Annotated in this window: 12 protein-coding genes; 3 read left to right on the forward strand and 9 right to left on the reverse strand. The window is 49.6% G+C overall.

Annotation, left to right across the window (positions count from 1 at the left end; translation table 11 throughout):
* Window positions 1-9 precede the first annotated feature (9 nt).
* The 9 genes from L6472_RS03055 to L6472_RS03095 all read right to left on the reverse strand — a co-directional run bounded on the left by L6472_RS03055 (window position 10) and on the right by L6472_RS03095 (window position 14,866).
* A complete protein-coding gene (locus L6472_RS03055) occupies window positions 10-1,659 on the reverse strand; it encodes a fumarate hydratase (RefSeq protein WP_237807086.1) in 1,650 nt (549 codons plus the stop codon).
* A gap of 83 nt (window positions 1,660-1,742) precedes the next feature.
* Window positions 1,743-2,141, reverse strand: a complete 399-nt coding sequence (locus tag L6472_RS03060) for an FMN-binding protein (protein ID WP_237807088.1) — start codon at window positions 2,139-2,141, stop codon at window positions 1,743-1,745.
* Window positions 2,142-2,229: 88 nt separating this feature from the next.
* Window positions 2,230-3,750, reverse strand: coding sequence for a DUF6850 family outer membrane beta-barrel protein (locus L6472_RS03065; RefSeq protein ID WP_237807090.1), 1,521 nt, complete (start codon window positions 3,748-3,750; stop codon window positions 2,230-2,232).
* Window positions 3,743-4,960 carry a DUF4876 domain-containing protein gene (locus L6472_RS03070; protein WP_237807092.1) on the reverse strand — a complete coding sequence of 406 codons (1,218 nt, stop codon included), beginning with the start codon at window positions 4,958-4,960 and terminating at the stop codon, window positions 3,743-3,745. Before L6472_RS03070 ends, L6472_RS03065 begins: the two co-directional genes overlap by 8 nt.
* A 4-nt stretch (window positions 4,961-4,964) precedes the next feature.
* Window positions 4,965-7,670, reverse strand: coding sequence for a TonB-dependent receptor (locus L6472_RS03075; RefSeq protein WP_237807957.1), 2,706 nt, complete (start codon window positions 7,668-7,670; stop codon window positions 4,965-4,967).
* A gap of 51 nt (window positions 7,671-7,721) precedes the next feature.
* Complete coding sequence (locus L6472_RS03080) at window positions 7,722-8,465, reverse strand: heavy-metal-associated domain-containing protein (RefSeq protein WP_237807094.1); 744 nt, start codon at window positions 8,463-8,465, stop codon at window positions 7,722-7,724.
* Between the two features lie 75 nt (window positions 8,466-8,540).
* Window positions 8,541-10,490 (reverse strand): glycoside hydrolase family 97 protein, encoded by a 1,950-nt coding sequence (locus L6472_RS03085; protein WP_237807096.1) that lies wholly within the window; start codon window positions 10,488-10,490, stop codon window positions 8,541-8,543.
* A 16-nt stretch (window positions 10,491-10,506) separates the two neighbouring features.
* The gene (locus L6472_RS03090; protein ID WP_237807098.1) at window positions 10,507-12,363 is read right to left on the reverse strand and encodes a rhamnogalacturonan lyase; all 1,857 of its coding nucleotides are present in this window, start codon (window positions 12,361-12,363) and stop codon (window positions 10,507-10,509) included.
* A 133-nt stretch (window positions 12,364-12,496) separates the two neighbouring features.
* Complete coding sequence (locus L6472_RS03095; protein WP_237807100.1) at window positions 12,497-14,866, reverse strand: thioredoxin-like domain-containing protein; 2,370 nt, start codon at window positions 14,864-14,866, stop codon at window positions 12,497-12,499.
* A gap of 221 nt (window positions 14,867-15,087) precedes the next feature.
* Here L6472_RS03095 and pepI point away from each other — a divergent pair, with 221 nt between their 5' ends.
* The 3 genes from pepI to L6472_RS03110 all read left to right on the forward strand — a co-directional run bounded on the left by pepI (window position 15,088) and on the right by L6472_RS03110 (window position 19,383).
* A complete protein-coding gene (gene pepI / locus L6472_RS03100) occupies window positions 15,088-15,969 on the forward strand; it encodes a proline iminopeptidase (protein ID WP_237807102.1) in 882 nt (293 codons plus the stop codon).
* 469 nt (window positions 15,970-16,438) lie between these two features.
* On the forward strand, window positions 16,439-17,725 hold the full coding sequence (locus L6472_RS03105) for a glycoside hydrolase family 76 protein (protein ID WP_237807104.1): 1,287 nt from the start codon (window positions 16,439-16,441) through the stop codon (window positions 17,723-17,725).
* Between the two features lie 296 nt (window positions 17,726-18,021).
* Window positions 18,022-19,383 (forward strand): hypothetical protein, encoded by a 1,362-nt coding sequence (locus tag L6472_RS03110; RefSeq protein ID WP_237807106.1) that lies wholly within the window; start codon window positions 18,022-18,024, stop codon window positions 19,381-19,383.
* The last annotated feature ends 31 nt before the right edge of the window (window positions 19,384-19,414 follow it).

Below are 19,414 nucleotides of genomic sequence, written 5' to 3' on the forward strand. Positions count from 1 at the left end.
AGCTTGATATTATTTCTGACAAGGTGTCCAGGGCTTCAGCGTCTGGAAGAAGTCGTTGCCCTTGTCATCTACGAGGATGAATGCAGGGAAGTCTTCTACGTCAATCTTCCAGATAGCCTCCATACCCAGTTCTGGATACTCTACGCATTCAATGCTCTTGATAGAGCTCTGCGAGAGGACTGCAGCTACGCCACCAATAGTACCCAGATAGAAACCACCGTGTTTCTTGCAGGCATCGGTAACAACTTGCGAGCGGTTGCCCTTGGCAATCATTACCAATGAAGCACCGTTGGCTTGGAACTCGTCAACGTATGGATCCATGCGGTTGGCTGTGGTGGGCCCCATCGAACCGCAGGGATAACCCTCTGGCGTCTTGGCAGGACCGGCGTAGAGTACTGGATACTTCTTGAAGTATTCGGGCATTCCTTCGCCAGCGTCCAGACGAGCCTTCAACTTGGCGTGGGCAATGTCGCGAGCAACAATAATCGTACCCTTCAGGTTTACTCGTGTAGAAACAGGATACTTAGACAGTTCCTTGCGTACGGCATCGATGCCTTCGTTCAAATTGATCTCGATACCCTTGGCGCCCTCGCCAGGTTTTGCATATTCAGCAGGAATCAATTCGCAGGGATTAGAGTCCATCTTCTCCAGCCAGATGCCGTCTTTGTTAATCTTTGCCTTGATGTTGCGGTCGGCAGAGCAAGAGACGCCCATGCCGATAGGACAGCTGGCACCGTGACGAGGCAAGCGAACCACACGGATGTCGTGAGCCAGATACTTACCGCCAAACTGTGCACCCAGTCCAATCTTGTGGGCTTCTTCCAGCAACTTCTTCTCCAAGTCCACGTCGCGGAATGCGCGACCTGTCTCGTCGCCTGTCGTGGGCAGGGAGTCGTAGTACTTGATAGAGGCCAGCTTCACCGTCAGCAGATTCTTTTCTGCCGATGTACCACCAATCACAAAAGCAATGTGATAAGGAGGACATGCAGCCGTACCCAGTGATTTCATCTTCTCTACCAAGAAAGGAATCAGTGTGCCTTCGTTCTGAATGGTAGCTTTGGTCATGGGGTAGAAGTAGGTCTTGTTGGCCGAACCGCCACCCTTGGCAACCATTACAAATTTGTATTCAGCGCCCTCTGTTGCCTCGATGTCAATCTGCGCAGGCAGGTTGCAGCGGGTGTTTACCTCGTCATACATGTTCAGAGGCGCATTCTGCGAATAGCGCAGGTTGTCTTGAGTAAACGTGTTGAACACGCCAAGGCTCAGTGCTTCTTCGTCTTCAAAGCCTGTCCACACCTGCTGACCCTTCTCGCCGTGGATGATTGCAGTACCTGTATCCTGGCAGAAAGGCAGTACGCCCTTGGCTGCCACATCGGCATTGCGCAGGAATTGCAGCGCCACATATTTGTCGTTCTCTGAGGCTTCAGGATCGTTCAGAATCTGAGCCACCTGCAGATTGTGCTCACGGCGCAACATGAACTCTACGTCGTGGAATGCTTGCTGAGCTAACAATGTCAGGGCTTCCTTTGATACTTTTACAATCTCTTTACCTTCAAACTGGCCGACGCTTATGCCTTCCTTGCTCAAAAGTCTATACTCGGTCTTGTCCTCGCCCAACTGAAACATAGGGGCGTACTTGAATTCAACAGGTGTTGCCATAGCTTTTATTATTTCATAATGTATTTGTTACTGAGGGCAAAGTTACGAATAATCTTCGAGACGCCCAAACAAACACACGTTTTTTACTTGTTCTTCTTGTAGTACTCCAGTGCCAATCGAACATTGTCCTTCACTGCCTCAGAAGAGAATGTGGCACCAGTGACGCCATCAACTTTAGCGTTCAAGGCATCATTGACTTTCATGCCGTTCCATTTGCCCAGCATCTCTCGCTTCACTTTCGCAAAGAACTTAGGTGTTTCCTGGTTCTTCAGGGCCTCAATCTTAACCACTTTGTTCTTTTGTATATAGACCTTCAGAGGGGTTGCGCCCACATAGCCTGTCACTTTCTTGCCCAGTGTGGTTGTGTTGACCACGTACATGCCGTCTTGTTTGGTCATTACTTCGTCGGGTTTTGCGCTTTGAAACATGGTGGCCAGCATCAGCAGCGAGGCTGCGCTGACAAGTGTCATTTTACTTTTCATCTTTTTATCCTTTATTCTTTGTTTATACAATCTATTAATTGACGGACTGGTTGCCCCTCGGTTTAACTGTGGTGTTTGCCAAAAAAACTTAATTATAGAGTCCGATGCTCAGTCCGATGCAACGACTATCCATCTGGCCGTTGGCTCTGATATAGGTGCCGTAAGCACGCACAAACCACCAGGATCTCTGTCCTTTCATGCTCAGTGGGAACTGGTAGCTCAGCGCCACTTTGCCAGTCCAGTAGTTGGCTTTGTAGTATCTCATGTCGGGCAACAGCACCTGTTGGGCATAGTCTGTGTTCATATCACTCAGGCTAAGTGCAGCTTCTTGTGACAGGAAACCGCCGGCTTCGGCATCTATCCAAAGCCTTTTGCCGATGGCGGTGCCACCTTCTGTCAGTAGCAACGTGCCTCCGTGTGACAGTCTTGATGTGGGCAACAGGTACTTGTTCTCGTTGTCGTTGATGGAAATAGAGGCTCCGAAGTAGGCTTTCTCATCTTTTTGACTGGTCAGATGCGCTCTGTAGCGCATGTTTGCCTCGAAACAATTCACCTGGTAACGCTTCTTGAAGGTTATCAGGTTCGTATAATAAAAAGAGGTGAACCCCGTCTTTGCATCCTTTTCCTGTTGCAGCTTCTGCCGGTATTCGTCGGCATAGGCTTGGCGATAGCTCACATGAAGATCCAGCTGATGAAGCAGACGGCCCTCCTTGCTGCGGTGGTGTGCATCAAGTGCATAGGTGAATTCGGTGAAGCGTCCCGGTTCATACTTATATTGACCATACACATACTCGTTGTCTCTCGCTATGCTTGCAGCAACAACGGAATGTCCATCCGCATGTCGATAGCCATAGCTAACCTCTGCTGCAAAGGTGTGATCCACCCATTCACGTGCGAAACTGCTGTATCCGCCTGTGGTTCCATCGGCATGTTCCATGCCTGTCATCAGATAGTATTTCAGAGTAGGGTCTTGCTGAACGGTGGTCACACCTGTGATTTTCTCCTTGCGTCGCTGATAGCTGGCACTGAGACCAAAGACGTGTCTCCCCATCGTGCGAATCACGGCTGGCGACAATTTATAGTCCAACAGTTGCGAACGCGAACGCGGATCGCGCAGTCGGCTCAGGTCGCCCACCTTGTAGTCTAATCTAAGACCATATTGCCAGTTGTTCAGGTTCACCGTTCCTACGGCTGCGGTGAAGTCGAAATCCTGAAAGTCGTATTTGCCCTTGATGGCGCTTCCGGCAAAGTAGGGGTTTGCATCATAGGGGCGCATGACGTCACACCATGTCCTGTCTTTCTCTCTGCCATAGTCGAAGTCAAACCGACCGTATCCGTGCAGGTATTTCCCAATTGTCTGATAGCGCTCGGTCTGAAACCGCAACTGGTTTGTCGGCATGCCCTCTTGTACGCGTTTATAGTCTCCACTCAAGTGTTCTGCGTTGAAAAGTGCATAGCCACGGTTCTCGGTAGAGTCCAGTCCCAGTGCTGCAGCATTGTTGGTCAGACGCCATGTCTGTGTGGCATCGGCATAGCGATAGTTGCTCTCCTGTGCTTGCAAATACATGGAGAACAGTGCCAGTAGTGATAGTATGGATATTCTATTCATCGTATTCGCGAGGGGCTATTGTGGTTGAAACTTTGAAGTCGTTCAGACTGTTGTTGGTGTCCATCAGAATCTTATGCCCGTCTGTCGCGGTCCTTTCCGTACGGCGATAGACCACTTCTCCGGTGTAACCGTTGGCGGCATTGATGTTCGTATAGCCGGCGTCAATGTCGGTATAGAGGCGTTTGGAACTGACGTCCACTCCTGTGGGCTTGTTTTTCAGATAGTCCACACCGTCAAGCACCAGTTCGCGTGGCACCATCAGGTACATCATACCCGATGTTTTGCCGTAGGCATAGTCGCGTTTCCAGTCTGCCAGATTGTCGTCGGTCCTGAAGATAATCACACCGCAGGGACCGCCCTGCACCAGATTCATGGTTGCATTGGCATTGGTCGATGAGAACGCAGTCAGCAGAGCAGGCGTTGCGGGGTTGTTGATAGTCTTGCCTGTTGCATCCTTCGACTCGAAGTCAGCGCCGCTCAAGTCGTGCTCTGTCGCATTGATGTCGCTATGGTCTGTGGCACTATTCGTAATCAGAATAGTTCCTCCAGGCGCTACCAGACAGGGCTTGTCGGTCGGAATCTGGAACACCTGCTTCACCACGACGTAGGCATCGTTGTATAATTCATGCAGATTGTCGAGCGTAAAGGGCTGAGGGTTTGTTGAGTCAAGCAGACCAATATAGAGGCCGCTCGCATCTACCGTCTCGTCGGCTTGGTTGTAAAGCTCCAGATATTTGCCAGCCATATAGTTACGGTTGTTCTGGTCTTTCGATCCCGCCGATGCTATTTTGCCGATGACAATGTCGCGTTTGATAGCCAAGAATGTGGGCAACAGAATAGGTGTTCCCTGTTGCGCTTCTGTGATGAGTTGTTCGTTCAGACTTCCTGACACGGTGCAACCATTGGCGGTGAGCACCTGTCCTGTGAGCTGTGCATATTCTTCTCTGCCTACAGACCATGAGGTCGATATCCCGTAGATGTCAGGTATTAGCTCCTTGAATGTGGCAATGCCGTTGGCATCGGTCTTGGCAGTCAGGGTCTTGTCGCCTATAGTCATCACGATGTCGTGACCTTCATAGTCGCTGCCCTGTGTGAATTCTGCTGGCATTTGCAGTTGTATCTGTGCGTCAATGGCATGACTCACGTCTTGGTAGTCAACGCAAGCCACGAGGAGTGATGCTGATAAGAGGACCAAAATATTCTTCTTCATGCGCTTATAAGTTCAGATAAAGTTCGGCACCAAAGCTCATACCGACATTGCGTTGACTGAGCGTGTTGGTGTTGTTGCCCTTCATGTAGGGCTCATAGTAGAGGGCATTGTTTACATAGAACGACAAGCCGCCCACTTTTCCCAGCTCTTTTGTCAGGCGTGCCTGCAGGTTCCATGTGATGGGCGATTTCGATGGCACGTTGTCGTTGATGCGTATAAGCAGGTCTTGAATAGCAACACTGCTCTGATTGGTGGGCTTGATGGCATAGTATTGGGCATCCATACCCAGGTAGCCATTCAGCATGTCGCTGGTTATTTCGTGGCGTTGCAGGTCGTTGTCAATCCATCCGATAGGGTCTTTGTCTGCTTGATAGCTGGTATGCCAGTCTTGCCAGATGGCCTGAGCAGTGAGCGAGGCCACCATGCCCAGTTCGGGGATGTGTGTCACCGTGCGCAGTGTGGTGACAAACCGACGATATTTCGAATAGTCTAACCCCGAGGGATAAATCACCTTGAATGGCGTTGTGCCGATGCTGGAATAGGAAGTGGGCAGCAATGCAGCTTTGGGCGACTGACTATTCAGGTCGGTTGACCATGTCTTCGTCTCCTGCCAGGCACCACTTAGATAGAAAGAGGTGCGCAGCATCTTCACCGTTCCAAAGTCCATATCGGCTTCAATACCACGGTTTACAGTGGTGTTGGTGTTGCCTATCTCGCCTGTTGTCATGGCAATGATGTCCTGACAGTCGTAGCCTTTCGTGAAGTCATAATTGCCATTGGCGTCGAAGGGTGGCACTGTGGCAAAGTGGTTCACGGCATACGTGAAATAGTTGGTCACAGGACCAAAACCGTTGGGCGTCTTATCTCTGTAGGCTAACAGTGACAGCTTCTTGCCGCCGCGTATTTTAAAGTCCACACCAAGCTCCACTTTCGTCGTGGTGGCATTCTTCATGTTCTTTGAATAAGCTACCTCATAGACCTGTGTGTGGTATGCCAACAGTTGGGCAGAACCGTCCTGTGGCATGTAGTTGGCCGACACGCGGTCGTTGTATTTCTTATCTGGGTAGAGGTAGTTCAATCCGGGCGTCTTAGAGTTTAAGCCGAAGCCGGCACGAAGATCCAACCATTTTGCAACGGAGAAGGACGCATTCAAGCGAGGAGAGAGCGCCGTGGTTGCCACATTACCGAATGGTTGCAGGGCCGTAAAACGTACACCAGCAGTGGCTCTCAAGCGGTTCACCTTGTTTATGTTCCATGTGAACATATCCTCGGCATAGGCAGCCAACTGGTGCAGGGCAGGGATGTCGCTGAAGGCACGGGGGCGACCATCACTGTTGGGGCGCAGCGGATAGCGCTCGTCGGCATTGTAATAGCCGCGTCCATGGTTCCAGTCGTAGTGATATTCTGCCCCCACCTTAAATGTCTGGCGTGTCTTGCCCGAACGGAAAAAGAACTGGTCGCTCAGCTTGGCGTAGATATTACCTGGACGACTCTCCGTGATGCCTGTTGCCAGATATGAGCGTGTCTCAAACGGCACTACATAATAGCCCGTCTCTGTGGCAGTGATGATGGGAAGCAAGCCAGAACTTACACTGGCGAACGACGAGTTTCTGCTATCGTTCTGCGTCAGGCTGATGCCGATGGTGTAGGCAATGGTGCGGGCCAGCAGCTTGTCAAGTTGCAACTTTCCGTTGTGTGTCAACGAGAAGGTCTGGTTCTTTGCTTCCGAATAAGTGCCATCGGCAATAGCGTCGGGATCCTTGCCTGTCCAGTCCTTTGCCTGCATATAGCGCAGCTTGGTGTTGGTGTGCCAACGACTGTTGATGTCGTAGCCCCAACCTAAGGAGGCCGTATAACGGTGGAACGAGCGCGTCTTCATACGTGGATCGCCCCATGCCTGTGCATAGTCCAAGCTGCCGTTCAGTATGCCCAGCTTGCCCATGTTCTCGCCCTTGCCCAGACTGTAGTTCATCATGCCTGGGTTGATCTTGCTTTTAAACTGCCATGGAGTGACACCCACCTTCGAGTGTACAACCACCAGACCGCTGGTGAGGTCGCCATATTCAGCCGAGGGGATGCCTCTCACCACCTCCACTTCGTCGATATCATCGGCAGCCACCTGACGCAGGTCGGTGCCAGTGAAGGCTGTCGAAGAGAAAGAGCCTTGTTGCACAGCACCGTTGTTCGACATAGGCACACCGTCAATCACGATGCTTGAACCAAATGCCGAAGTGTTGTTGTTCACCAGTTGGCGCAGTTGCAGGTTGGAGGCCGATGTCAGATCATTGTTGCCCATCAGCTGTCCGGGCACCAACTGCATGATGTCTGCCAGTGATGTGGCCTGCAGATGGTCGATGGCCTGACGACCAATGACGCTCGATGTCGATGCTCCGCTGATGTTCTGGCGTGCGGTGACACTCACCTCTTTCAGCGACAGAGACCTCTCTTCCAGCTCCACCTTCATTGAAAGGTCCTGATCATCTACACGCACTTGAATCTGGCGAGTCTGGAATCCCACGTAGCTCACGGCCAGCGTGTATTGTCCCTTGGGCACATTGCTCAGCACTGCCACACCTTGAATGTTGGTCACCACGCCCAATCCGATGGGGTTCAGCATGACGGTACCCATGATGATAGGCTCGTGGGTCTTCTTTTCTGTGACGGTGATGCGTATGTTGGCTGCCGTCATAGCTGCGGTACATAGCAACATCAATGAGAATGATAGTAATCGCTTCACGTGTCTTGTAGTTATGACTGAAAGTTATTCCTTGCACTGATGGGGAGCGGGTAGCGTGGCTTTGATGCCTGCACTGCGCAGTCCTTCCAGCAGTTTCTCTTCTGTGGTGTACTTGTTGGCATAAGTGATGGCCAGCGAGTGTCTGCGCTTGTTGGCATTAGCATCATCTACCGCCTCCAGTGAGAGTGCAAGGTCGATGGCTTCGTCCACATCGGTGTCTTCTGGGATGAGGAAATAAGCAAAGCTGATATCCTTGCTGGTGTAGTAGTTCACTGGTGTGAAGCCCATCTCGCCCAGCACTTCACGGATATGGGCCTTGCATGTGCGGTTGGCGTCATAGCGGAAGAATACATAGTGGCGGTCCACGTGTGCCGCCATACTGTCGATGCCCTCCATGCCTTCAAAGCGCTTCATGATGCGATTGGCACAGTTCTGACAGTGCATGTCGCTCATCTGCAGACCCATGCCACGCAGAATGGTGTCGTTCTCATGGTATGCTGACGCCTTATAGCGTGTGCCTTTCAAGATCGACTTGATAGAGTCTGGGCTGATTTTTGTATGGTCATAACAGATGGTTGTCGTCCGTTTCTCCAAGTCGAATGATAGTCTTTCCACACCGTCTTCCTTTAACAGTCTGTTCTTAACTTTGTGAGCACACTCCTCACATCTCATCCCTTTGATACGGATGGTAAATGAATCAGTGTTGTCTTGTGCCGACAGGTAGGCTGGCATTAGTAGCGCAGCGAAAAAAAGAATCAATGTTTTCATAGTTTCTACACTTATTTTCTGCAAAGATACATATTTTATATATAAATACGGTGTGAAATGCACTTTTTAACTAAATCAGAAGACCACGAAACCACCATTGGGCTGTACGGTGATAGTCAGCTTCCCTTTCTTCTGTGCCTTGTTCGAAATACGCGTGATGGCGGTGCCTGTGATGTGGCCTTTCTTGTCCGTTTGGTCGTTGAGCAACATGTTGAAACCGGAAATGTTGAGTGTCAGTTTCAAAGGAACTTTTTGGGCGTTGAGACCAGCCATGTACCATTTGTCGCCATGACGACGCGCCATGACTACATACTCGCCAGGGTAGCCATCAATGAATCGCGTCTCGTCCCACGTGGTGGGCAACTGTTTCAGGAAGTCAATCTCATGTTGAGGCAAGTCGTTGAGGTTGTTGGGCTGGATGGCCACACACTGGATGGCGGCCTGGTTGATGAAGCCCGTAGCTATCTCAAAGCCATCGGTGGTCTGACGCAGGTGGCGGCTCTTGTTGTCGCGACTCATGTATTTGTTCATGATCACACCGCCCCAGTCCATGGCTCCCACGGCATTGCGGCAGAAGGGGTGCATGGTCAGCTGGAATGGCTCCTGAGCTGCGTGGTAGTCGGAGAAATAGACATTCTCTGATGCCAGCACGGCTTCACTTGATACATAGTTGGGATACATGCGCTCCCAACCGCGCGGCAGCGTGCAGCCATGGAAGATCACCTGAATGCCATAGCGGTTGGCATCGTAGAGGATGTCCTCGTAGAGTTTCATGGTCTCCTGCTTGTCGCCGCCAAAGAAGTCCACCTTGATGCCCTTCACGCCAATCTCCTTCAGCCAGCGCATCTCTTTGTCGCGAGCAATGTTGGTGTCCATGCATCCACGTGGGGTTTGAGGTGCATCGTTCCAGTGACCGTTCGAGTTGTACCACAACATCAGTGCTACTCCCTTTTCTTGAGCATATTTCGACAAGGCAGGCATGCGGTCACGACCTATCTGCGTGTCCCAGCAACCATCCACCAGACAGTATTCATAGCCCATCTTGGCAGCCAGGTCGATGAACTCAATCTGGTCGTCCCAGCAGACGGAGTTGTCTTGCCAGATGAGCCAGCTCCAGGTGTAACGGCCAGCCTTGTAGTCCTCTGAGGGTTCGTAGAGAGGTTCCACCACGTCATAGGGAATGGTGGTCTCTACGATGGGTTGCAGTGTTTGTCCCACGGTGATGGTGCGCCATGGTGTAGTGCCGGGTAGCATGAAGCCAGGCTGTGCCGAGCCGTTGCCGTTGTTCTCCTTGGCATCGGGGAAGGCGATGGAGTAGCCCTTGCCCGCTTCAAAGTCAGAAAGGTGCGAGCCGCAGTATTGACTGCTGACGCCGGTTTCCGAGATCAGCACCCAGCCGTTTTCCCCCTCATGGAAAAGACATGGGAAGGTGTAGCCCCGACCATATTTCGATTTCACGTTCATGGGTGCATCTGCCTTGTATTCCTCTTCATAGCTGGGCTTGGTGCGCTCCCATCCGGTAAAGGGACCAATCTGCGGACAGATGAAAGTGGTGGTCTGCTCGGGCAGCAGGAAGGCTGTAGCTTCCTCCAGAATGAAGGCACACTTCGGGTTGTCGTTCTTCTGACGGGGAATGCAGTAGCGGAAGGCCACATCGTTATCAGACACCGAGAATTGTACCGTGAACTTCTGATGTTTGGCATTCTCCATTTCCACGTCCAGCTGCGTGGCTACATAGTGCATTTGCGACTGCTTCACCTGTCGCATCGTGTAGCTTTTATCCACCTGTGTGGTCTTCGTGCTTGTAATAGTCAGTCCTTGTGTGAAGTCAGCGAAGTCGGTCTTCAGTCCCAGTGTCGATGGCTGCACCATTCGGTTGCCTTCTAATGTGACGGCATAGGTGGCGCGACCATCATGATCGTTGATTTCTACTTGGAGTTTTCCGTTGGGTGAGGTCACTGTTGCTTCACGTGCCGAAAGCATCATAGGCATCAACAGTGCCATTGTCAGTATGGTTCTTTTCATAGTCAAGTATGGTGTTTTATTTTAAGTAATCTTGATTGTCTGGACCAATATAATAACCTGGTTCCGCAGGTTGGTTGTAGCCTACGTTCTGTGTGGCTACCGAGAGCCGATAGGGAATGTCACTCATCAAGCAGTTGATGCGATAGTCCGTGGGAATGGTCGTGGTATAGATGCGCAGTTCGCTCGAGTCCTCGCTGCGGGCCATGACTTCCTCGCGCCAGTCGCCCAGGATGTCGGCTGCCAGACAGGGATTCGACTTGGTGCCGTTGTTGAAACGGATGTCTTCGAAGCGCTTCACGATGTCAATGCTCTTCTTCTCCCAGTTGTATTTAGTCACCGTCTCGTGATCCAGCAGCTCGCGTAGCAGGTCGCCGTCCCACCAGATGCCGAAGTTGATGCTCAGCCAGCGTCCCTTCTTCATGCCCAGCCTGTTTTGGTGTTGCGGGTCTTGAGCATCTTTTGCCGTGCCCACCACGTCGCCTTTCATGTTGCGAATGCCGTGGCTGTCGCTGCTCCACAGTTCCCATCCGTAGTTGGTGGGGTCAATGTCGGCACCCATTGCGCGGCCAACGTCGTTCGGACTCTTGATCTGAAACACCACCTCGCCCGTTTTCGCATCGCGGAAGTCACTACCGTCTTTGCGATTCTCATGACAGTCCCAGATGTAGAGCTTGTTGGTCTGTGGGTCAGGCACCAGGTGAATGGCGTCGCCGTGGCCCATTCCTGTGTTGTAGAGCCCCTCGCCATGATGGTCCACGGCCATCGAACCATAGGTTATCTCGTCCCATCCATCACCATCTACGTCGGCAATACGCAGGTTGTGGTTGCCTTGTCCTGCATAGTCGTTCCATTGGGCATCGTCGGTGTCAAATGTCCATCGGTTTTGCAGCTCGTGGCCGTCCCAATCCCATAGTGCTATCACGCTGCGGGTGTAGTATCCGCGACAGAAAATGGCGCTGGCTGTGGTATGTCCGAAATAGCCGACACCTGCCAGGTAGCGTTCCGAACGGTTGCCGCGATTATCGCCCCAGGCACTCACTTTCCCTCTTTCGGGTATGTAGGGCTTCGTGTCCATCACCTTGCCCGTGAGTCCGTTGAACACGCTGATGTACTCCGGGCCGTCCAGAATGCGTCCTCGCAGTTCGCGGTAGTCCACCGTGGCATCGCCAATCACGTGGCCTTGTCCATCGCATGTGCCATCGGCTGTCTTTACCATCAGCTCTGCTTTTCCATCGCCATCCAGATCATAGACAATGAACGGTGTGTAGTGGGCACCACTGCGTATGTTCTTGCCCAGGTCTATGCGCCACAACCGTTGTCCATTCAGTCTGTAGCAGTCTATCAATGTTGAGCCCGTATAGCCATCGTGCGAGTTGTCGTGTGAGTTTGAAGGATCCCATTTCAGGAATATCTCGTACTGTCCGTCGCCGTCCACATCGCCCACGCTGGCATCATTGGCTGAATAGGTGAAGGAACGTCCGTCGGGTGTCGTCCCGTCGGCAGGCTTGTCCAGTCTCACGGAGATGTAACCATGCGGAGCTTCGCTGCGCAGGGTGAACAGACCGTTGGCAGCACCGCCTCGCACCTCGTAAATGTTTATGTTGTCCAGTGGCGTGCTGTCCACAAAGCAGGTGCCACCCTCGGTCAACGGCTCTTTCGTCAGCAGTTCACCATTCTTATATACATAGAAAGCTTCGTTTTTGCGGTCGCCTTTCAGTGTGCGCCAACTCAGGAAGACACGATTGCCGTCGCGTACAGCCACCAAACCTCTGTCCAGACTGTCGGTGCTAAGTTTCTCGTTGTTGTAAGCGCATTGTGCCCCGGCGTTCAGTGCCAGGAGGATCGCCATGCAGTTTAGTAGAAAAGTTTTCATCTTGTTTGTAACGTTAGCTTTTAGTTTCCTGCTGCAAAGTTACATTATTATTTTTAAAAGACTGCGACTTTCCTGCTTTTTTGTTGTCTGGTGGCGTGCTTTAATGTTTGAAAAAGAATCCTTTAGTTGAGCCCTATTGCATTTGGTATATCTGTTGTTCCAGCTCGTCGAGGTCGATTGGGTCAATGTCTGCGTCGAGGAGCTCACCATTCTGATTAAACAGCTTGTAGGTTGGCCATGTATGCACATTCAAATAGCTCTCAATGGCTTTCTGTTGTTCATCAGGCAGATTGTAGTGAGCCACGTTTGGTCCATAAACCTGATACTCCTTGATAACATTCTCCCATGATTCCTGTGGACTATGGTTGGCCAGATAGAGATACTGAATGTTGTGGTCTTTCAGTCTGGCATACTCCTCACTAGAGTGCGATAGTCTCTCCTTGCAAGGGCTACACCAGGTGCCCCAAATGTCGAGCAGCACCATCTTTCCTTTATAGGGCTCCAGGATTTTCTTGAGTAATGCTTCGCCCTCTGTGATGCCGGCAAGATGGTCTGCCGATTTCAGTACCTGCTTGTCAAATTCTCGATTTTCGATGGTTAGATAGTGCTTGTTGGCCTCCTCAATCAAGGCAGTGCTGTAAGGGTTATTAATGATGGCTGTCATCGAGTCTAAGACAGTTGGCGTTAGCGATGAATGGTCATGCTCAAAGGTATTTAGTACAGTTCGTGTGAGCCAGACGTTCTTGATAAATGGATCAATACCCATTGAGTCAAGAAGGTATGACTCTTTTTCCATTTTATGTAGGGTGTACATGCTGTGAAGGAACTTTTGAACCTTTGGTCTGTTCAGAATCTGACTAATATCTCTGATCAGTGCAGCATTGTCGGCATTGATTTTTTCTACCAGTTTTTTCTTTTCTTCATTGGTTGGAGCAGCATTTATTTTCGCATTTGTCTCGTTAATCCATTTACTCCAGCGTGTCAGAAGGGCCTGCTCCTCATCGCTGGATGTAATATCGTTGATATAGTCAGCAATCTGCAAAGAAGTTGGTTTTGAGTGAGCTCTTAGTATATCATCCAGATAATCGCGCATAAAATAGCTTAGAGAGGAATGCAAAGTGTAGGGATGCTCGAATTTAGTCCAGAAAGTGTCGTGAGCATAGCGGCGGGCATTGTCGGATAGCATGAAATTACGCATTCTGAAACGTGCCTGCCCGAATGATTGTGCATGATTAGTCAGCATGTTTCCTTTACTGAAAATACGATAGCGTGAAGACAGGGTAGGGTGATGCTCGCAGAAAGCGTCTAATTGGGCCGTTTGAACCTTTAAGAGACTGTCAACCGATGTCATATACTGCTCGAGCTCTTCATCGCTAGCGTGTCCTGCTCCTTCTAAACCAATATAAAAGTTGTTGGAATCCCAACAGGGTGGATACTTGATAAGTTCATTTTGTAGCCTACAGTCGTCGCCCATAAAGTAACGTCGCCCCTCCTTGTAGTCATACAGCAGGAAGTAGGTCTTGCCGGGTTCAAGCATGGTATTAAAATTGCAAAGATTATAGTCGCATACAATCTCCGAACTGTTTAGCAGAGGTATTTTTATTATGAATCGGCCCTTTTCATCCAAGTCGGCATTGACAGTTTCTCCTTTATCGGTATAGATATTCCTGTGGTAGATGCCAAAGGTGTTCTGGGGTTTCATGAAGTCGGGCATGTCTTTAATCCAGCCTATGAGTGTCACAGTGTCGGTTTTATAGTCTGTATCCACAAAGTCGGTTCGCATGTCCTTTGTGGGGTAGTCGGGCATGTAGCGAGAGGTTATCATAGCTAGTTCTTCTTTTTGGTTGCCCATCTGTATGGTGCGTATGCCTTTCTTGTTCTTTCCAATGCTGACTTTCACTATGTCATTGCCATTCTGCATGACGATGTCAGCCTCGCCAGTCTTTTGGTTCACGCTGCACTGTCTATAGTCCCAGAACTTACATTGGTAGATGGCGCAATCATCCAGAAATGCTATTTTCCAGTTGCCCTGTTTGTCGCTCCAATACGAAGGGAAAAGCTGTTTCCAGCGTTCTTCTGCAGGTTTGATGCCTTTGATCTGATATGTCTCTTGATTGTTGCTGGCGAAAAAGTCGAAAGCCTTTGTACCTTTTGGAAGTGGTGGGAAGTGGATGGCTAGTTCGTATAGTCCTTTTTCCTTGGTTTCTTTAGGGTCAATCAACACTCTGTAAAAACGTTTTTCGCCCACTTTTAGATAGGTGTCGCCTGTCAGTTGGAAGGCGTAGTCTGTTTCTGCTTGGCGAAGACGTGCTGTGATGTGTACCATCGTCTCGTCGGTTTTCAATTCTACTTTACTTACGTCGAGGTCGAGCAGAAAATTACCATTGCCGTAATGGCTTCCATACTCAGTAGAGGGATTATCCCACACCGTTGTTTTAACTTTTGCCCGTCCTGTTAGGGAGAACAGTAACAGAAGGGCCATGATGACAGCATATTTACTCATTATTTTTTAGGTTTTGGTTGGTAATGTTTTTTTTGTAGTGCAAATGTAGTAATTAAATAATATATGGTACGTACATTTATGATTTTATTAGGTTAGTTTAACTATTTTGTACTTCCGTTTCGCTGTCAACGATGTATTTTTGCGTTTTTTCTTGTTAGTATTCAAAATAATTTGTATCTTCGCAACGTCAATCGATTAATTACTAAGCTACTATTAACAACATGAATCATCGTATTACTGAAGGCTATATGCCGTTTCTGGACTATCAGACCTACTATCGCGTTGTGGGCGAGCCATCTGACAAAACACCGCTGTTGCTGCTGCATGGCGGCCCGGGCAGCACACATAATTATTTTGAGATGCTCGACTGCTTGGCCGACACGGGGCGGCAGGTCATTTCATACGATCAAATAGGCTGTGGCAACTCTTACCTTGACGGACACCCGGAGTTGTGGACTTTGCAGACGTGGATGGACGAACTCATGGCTATCCGCGAGTATCTTCATCTGGACGAGGTGCATCTTCTCGGACAGTCGTGGGGCGCCATGCTGGCCATTGCTTATGTCATTGACCAAAGGCCAAAGGGAGTGAAGTCGCTGATTCTTTCATCGGGCCATGCCTCCAGTTCGCTCTGGGCCAGTGAGCAACATCGACTCATCACCTATCTGTCGGAAGCAGATCAAACTGCTATCCGCAACGCTGAGGCTACTGGCGATTGGGATAATCCAGACTACCTGCGTGCCAACGAACACTATTTCGATTGCTATGTGACCAGCACCGACGCGCTCTCGCCCGAGTGCCTGACGCGCCCAAAACGTACTGGCAAAGAGGCCTATCTGTATGGGTGGGGCCCCAACGAATATCAGCCTTTGGGTAGCCTGAAAGACTTTGAATATACGGACAAGTTGAACCAAATCATCCAGCCAACGCTGATCTGTAGTGGTACCCAAGACATCTGCACGCCCGTCGTAGCAGCCTCGCTCTACGAGCATATCCTCAACAGTCGCTGGCACCTGTTCCGCCGTTCGCGCCACATGTGTTTCGTCGATGCCCACAGAGAGTACTGTCAGGTGCTGACAGCGTGGCTGGATGAGCAAGATTGACCCTTCGTTTATTAACCTGTTTACCCTCCCAAAGTGCTTGTATTGCATGACTAAAACGGCTGTTTCGTGTAGCAACAGTGGCGGTGTTGTGATGCAATACGGTAACTATTGGGTTGAATCCAGGGGCTGGAATACCCTAATCCAGGGGCTGGACGATTGCTTTCCAAGGGCTAGACAGTTGCATTCCAGGGGCTAGAATCCACCAAGCCAGGGGCTGGAACGAGTGTAAAAGCTATGCTGTTGATGTGTAAAAGTGATGCTCTTCTCCTCGCAAATGAGAAGAATTAGATGATTATTCAGCCTGAATAAACCATTGAACCAGCTTAAATCACACCTGTCCCTATTTCTGAAGTCACCTATTGATAGGATATTGATATCAACGAATTATCTTAATAGAATAGAAAACATTTTGCGTATCATAATTAATTTTGTAATTTTGTGCCCTCAATTTATATATATGCTAAAAACAATGAAACACCTAACATTACTTTTCTTTTGCCTTATGGCATGGAGCCATGTTAATGCCCAAGTGAGCATTACTTACAACAACGAAGCACAGTGGAAAACCTACGATGACTTTAATGCCGTATTCCTTGACAGTGACGAGTTTATTTATAAAGCAGACACCAAACAGGCACGAGCTGACCACCGCGGCAACGGCTATCGCGACAACGACGTCTCGGGATGTGCTGCCGCCATCTGGTGCCAGGCCATCTATTACGATATGGTGGTCAATGCCTATAATCGTGCTAAGGCCGAGGGTGACAAGGCGCGCATGAAGAAGTACAAGAAACTGCACGATAAAATATATAATGGTGAAAAGTCACACTATGTGAACTTTGATTTCGACAACCCCAGTACGAATAATGGCTGGTTTGTCTATGACGACATCATGTGGTGGACAGGTGCCTTGGCACGTGCTTATGCAACTTTTGGAAAATCAGAGTATCTGAAATACTCGGAGATGAGCTTTTGCCGTGTGTGGTATGGTTCTGAAAAAGTAGGCGATGACGGCTCTTATGCCGATCCTGCCCGCTTTGAAGGCAAGGCCGGCGGCGGTATGTTCTGGGAATGGCAGCCCATTGACCACGCTCGTCCTCACCAACCGGGTGACTTCCGTTCGGCTTGCATCAACTTCCCAACAGTTATTGCCGCTTGCCATCTCTATCAGTTGGTACCAGAGGGGCGCACACCATCTACAGCGGCACGTCCTACGTATCAGACGAAAGCCTGGTATCTGGAAAAAGCTAAGGAAGTGTATGCATGGGCAGATAAAGTGCTCGTCGATGCCAACGGACGTGTGGCAGATGGTATTCATGGTGGTGCACCAGGTTTCAAAGATCACCTGTACAATCAGGCAACCTACATCGGTGCCAGCTGCATGCTCTATCAGTTGACTCAAGATGCCAGCTACCTGACAAAGGCACAGCGCGCTGCCGACTATATCATAGATCACATGTGCACCAAATCCATCCTCGACTTTGAAAAAGGTTATGAGCAGGGTGTCTATGCGGCCATCTATGCACAGTATATCAAAATGCTGGTTTATGATTGTGGCTTGGATGACGTGGCGAAGCAGAAATACCTGTCACACATTCAGATTAATCTGCAGAGTGCATATGCTAATATGGACAAGACTCGTGGCATCCAGATGGGTAACTTCGCAAAGAAGACCAGCAAGAACGATGTTGTCGAGAGCTATGGTGCCAGTGGTATGCCAGCCCTCATGCTGATGTTCCCTGCAGAGAAGAAATAATCTTATAGCGGTAAGATACAATCTGTATAAATAAAATGTGGGACGACCTGATGGTTATCCCACTTTTTATTTATACCTTTGTAGCCGATTATCAGATAATTATATTGAATGAAATGGGTATCGGGGTGTTTGGTACCTTGCCACACGTCTTTTTCTTGATTATTAACTTCTTTTAAGGGATAGACTGTACTCTTTAACAAAATTATATGTATCTTTGCAGTCAAAGACTTGTGCTTCTTGTGGCAGGGTGTATTGTGTTTGCCCTGTCTTATATAATTATATAACTAGTAACAAAAATGACTACACCTAAAACATTAAACAGGTTGTCTTTACTGACAACGATTATGGCTGCTATTCTTATTTGCTGTCACGTATTCACATCATGTTCGAACAATGATGATCCTGCCCCCATTTCAGGCCGTGCATACAATCTCGACCAGAAGATAACGAACCGTCGGGAGTGTCACGCGCTGAAAATGATTGCGAATGATGTGCTGAACTTGAAGTTCCGTCAAATCGTGTTCGAATATACCAGCGTCGGTCCCGACTTGAAGACACCTGTGCGACTGACAGGCGTCATTTCAATGAATCCCGCCGTATATAATAAAGATGAGGCTCCACGTGGTCTGATGCTTTACAATGAGTTTACATGTGCCAAGCATGGTGAGCGTACTTCTCAGAACGAGATTGACGACATCGGTCTATACATGAACAAATACCAGAATCTCATTATGGTTTCTGCCGACCTCTATGGTTGGACACTCACGGAGGACAAGCCACAGGCCTACTGCTGTCCGGAGATTACCAGTGTTGAGACCATCGATGCTTGGGATGCCGCCATGCAGATTCTGAAAGACGAGGGCTATGCCATCAGCGGACTGCCCACCTTCAATGTGGGCTATAGCAGTGGCGGTTTCTCGGCACTCGCCGTTCAGCGCTACTGCGACGAGAAACGTCCTGATATCCATTGGAACCTGACCTCGGGAGGTGCTGCTCCCTTCGACTTGCATAGCGTTTATATCAGTAACATTACCAACCCCACCTCTGGTTATGCTTGTTCTTTCCCACTCGTGGTGGTGGCTTACAAGGAGACTTACCACATGGACTTTGACTACAAGGACGTGTTTGTAGAGCCTCTTGCCAGCAACATCCAGAAGTGGATACTCTCCAAAGACTACGGCACATGGGAAATCAACAAGCTCATTGCCGGTGGTGATGAAGCAAAGGTCAAGGACTGCCCCGTCAACCTTATTCTGACGCCCGATGCACTCAATCCTCAGTCTGTCGTTGGCAAGAAACTGGCCCAGAAGCTCCGTGAGAACTCCCTTTGCGGCGAGGGACAGACTTGGCAGCCCAACACCAAGACCAAATATTACATTATGCACTCTGCCGGCGACAAATACATGGATTGGCATGTGGGCGAGGAAATGGCCAACTACCTAAAGGCTCATGGCTGCAACGTCGAAACCGAGTTTGGCGACTGGGGCAACCACGTGGACTACGGACTCTTCCAGCACATCGGCAAGACCATTCTCTTAATGGAAGACTTTATGCCCGACAAAGATGCTACCAGGGAGCAGGCAATAAAGGATGCCATTGACAAGGCTGAAGAATATATCAGAGACCAGGTCTCTGATATGACGGGAATCTCACTATAATCTGCCAATAATAATAAAAATAAAACTATAT

Origin of the sequence: Prevotella sp. E13-17 (assembly GCF_022024035.1) — a bacterium.
In the GTDB taxonomy this organism is placed as follows: domain Bacteria; phylum Bacteroidota; class Bacteroidia; order Bacteroidales; family Bacteroidaceae; genus Prevotella.

Excerpts from the sequence above, each read along its gene's own strand:
- L6472_RS03080 (WP_237807094.1), bottom strand. The coding sequence starts at position 8,465 with ATGAAAACATTGATTCTTTTTTTCGCTGCGCTACTAATGCCAGCCTAC.
- L6472_RS03055 (WP_237807086.1), bottom strand. The coding sequence starts at position 1,659 with ATGGCAACACCTGTTGAATTCAAGTACGCCCCTATGTTTCAGTTGGGC.
- L6472_RS03110 (WP_237807106.1), top strand. The coding sequence starts at position 18,022 with ATGACTACACCTAAAACATTAAACAGGTTGTCTTTACTGACAACGATT.
- L6472_RS03090 (WP_237807098.1), bottom strand. The coding sequence starts at position 12,363 with ATGAAAACTTTTCTACTAAACTGCATGGCGATCCTCCTGGCACTGAAC.
- L6472_RS03095 (WP_237807100.1), bottom strand. The coding sequence starts at position 14,866 with ATGAGTAAATATGCTGTCATCATGGCCCTTCTGTTACTGTTCTCCCTA.
- L6472_RS03070 (WP_237807092.1), bottom strand. The coding sequence starts at position 4,960 with ATGAAGAAGAATATTTTGGTCCTCTTATCAGCATCACTCCTCGTGGCT.
- L6472_RS03075 (WP_237807957.1), bottom strand. The coding sequence starts at position 7,670 with ATGTTGCTATGTACCGCAGCTATGACGGCAGCCAACATACGCATCACC.
- L6472_RS03105 (WP_237807104.1), top strand. The coding sequence starts at position 16,439 with ATGAAACACCTAACATTACTTTTCTTTTGCCTTATGGCATGGAGCCAT.
- L6472_RS03065 (WP_237807090.1), bottom strand. The coding sequence starts at position 3,750 with ATGAATAGAATATCCATACTATCACTACTGGCACTGTTCTCCATGTAT.
- L6472_RS03085 (WP_237807096.1), bottom strand. The coding sequence starts at position 10,490 with ATGAAAAGAACCATACTGACAATGGCACTGTTGATGCCTATGATGCTT.
- L6472_RS03060 (WP_237807088.1), bottom strand. The coding sequence starts at position 2,141 with ATGAAAAGTAAAATGACACTTGTCAGCGCAGCCTCGCTGCTGATGCTG.
- pepI (WP_237807102.1), top strand. The coding sequence starts at position 15,088 with ATGAATCATCGTATTACTGAAGGCTATATGCCGTTTCTGGACTATCAG.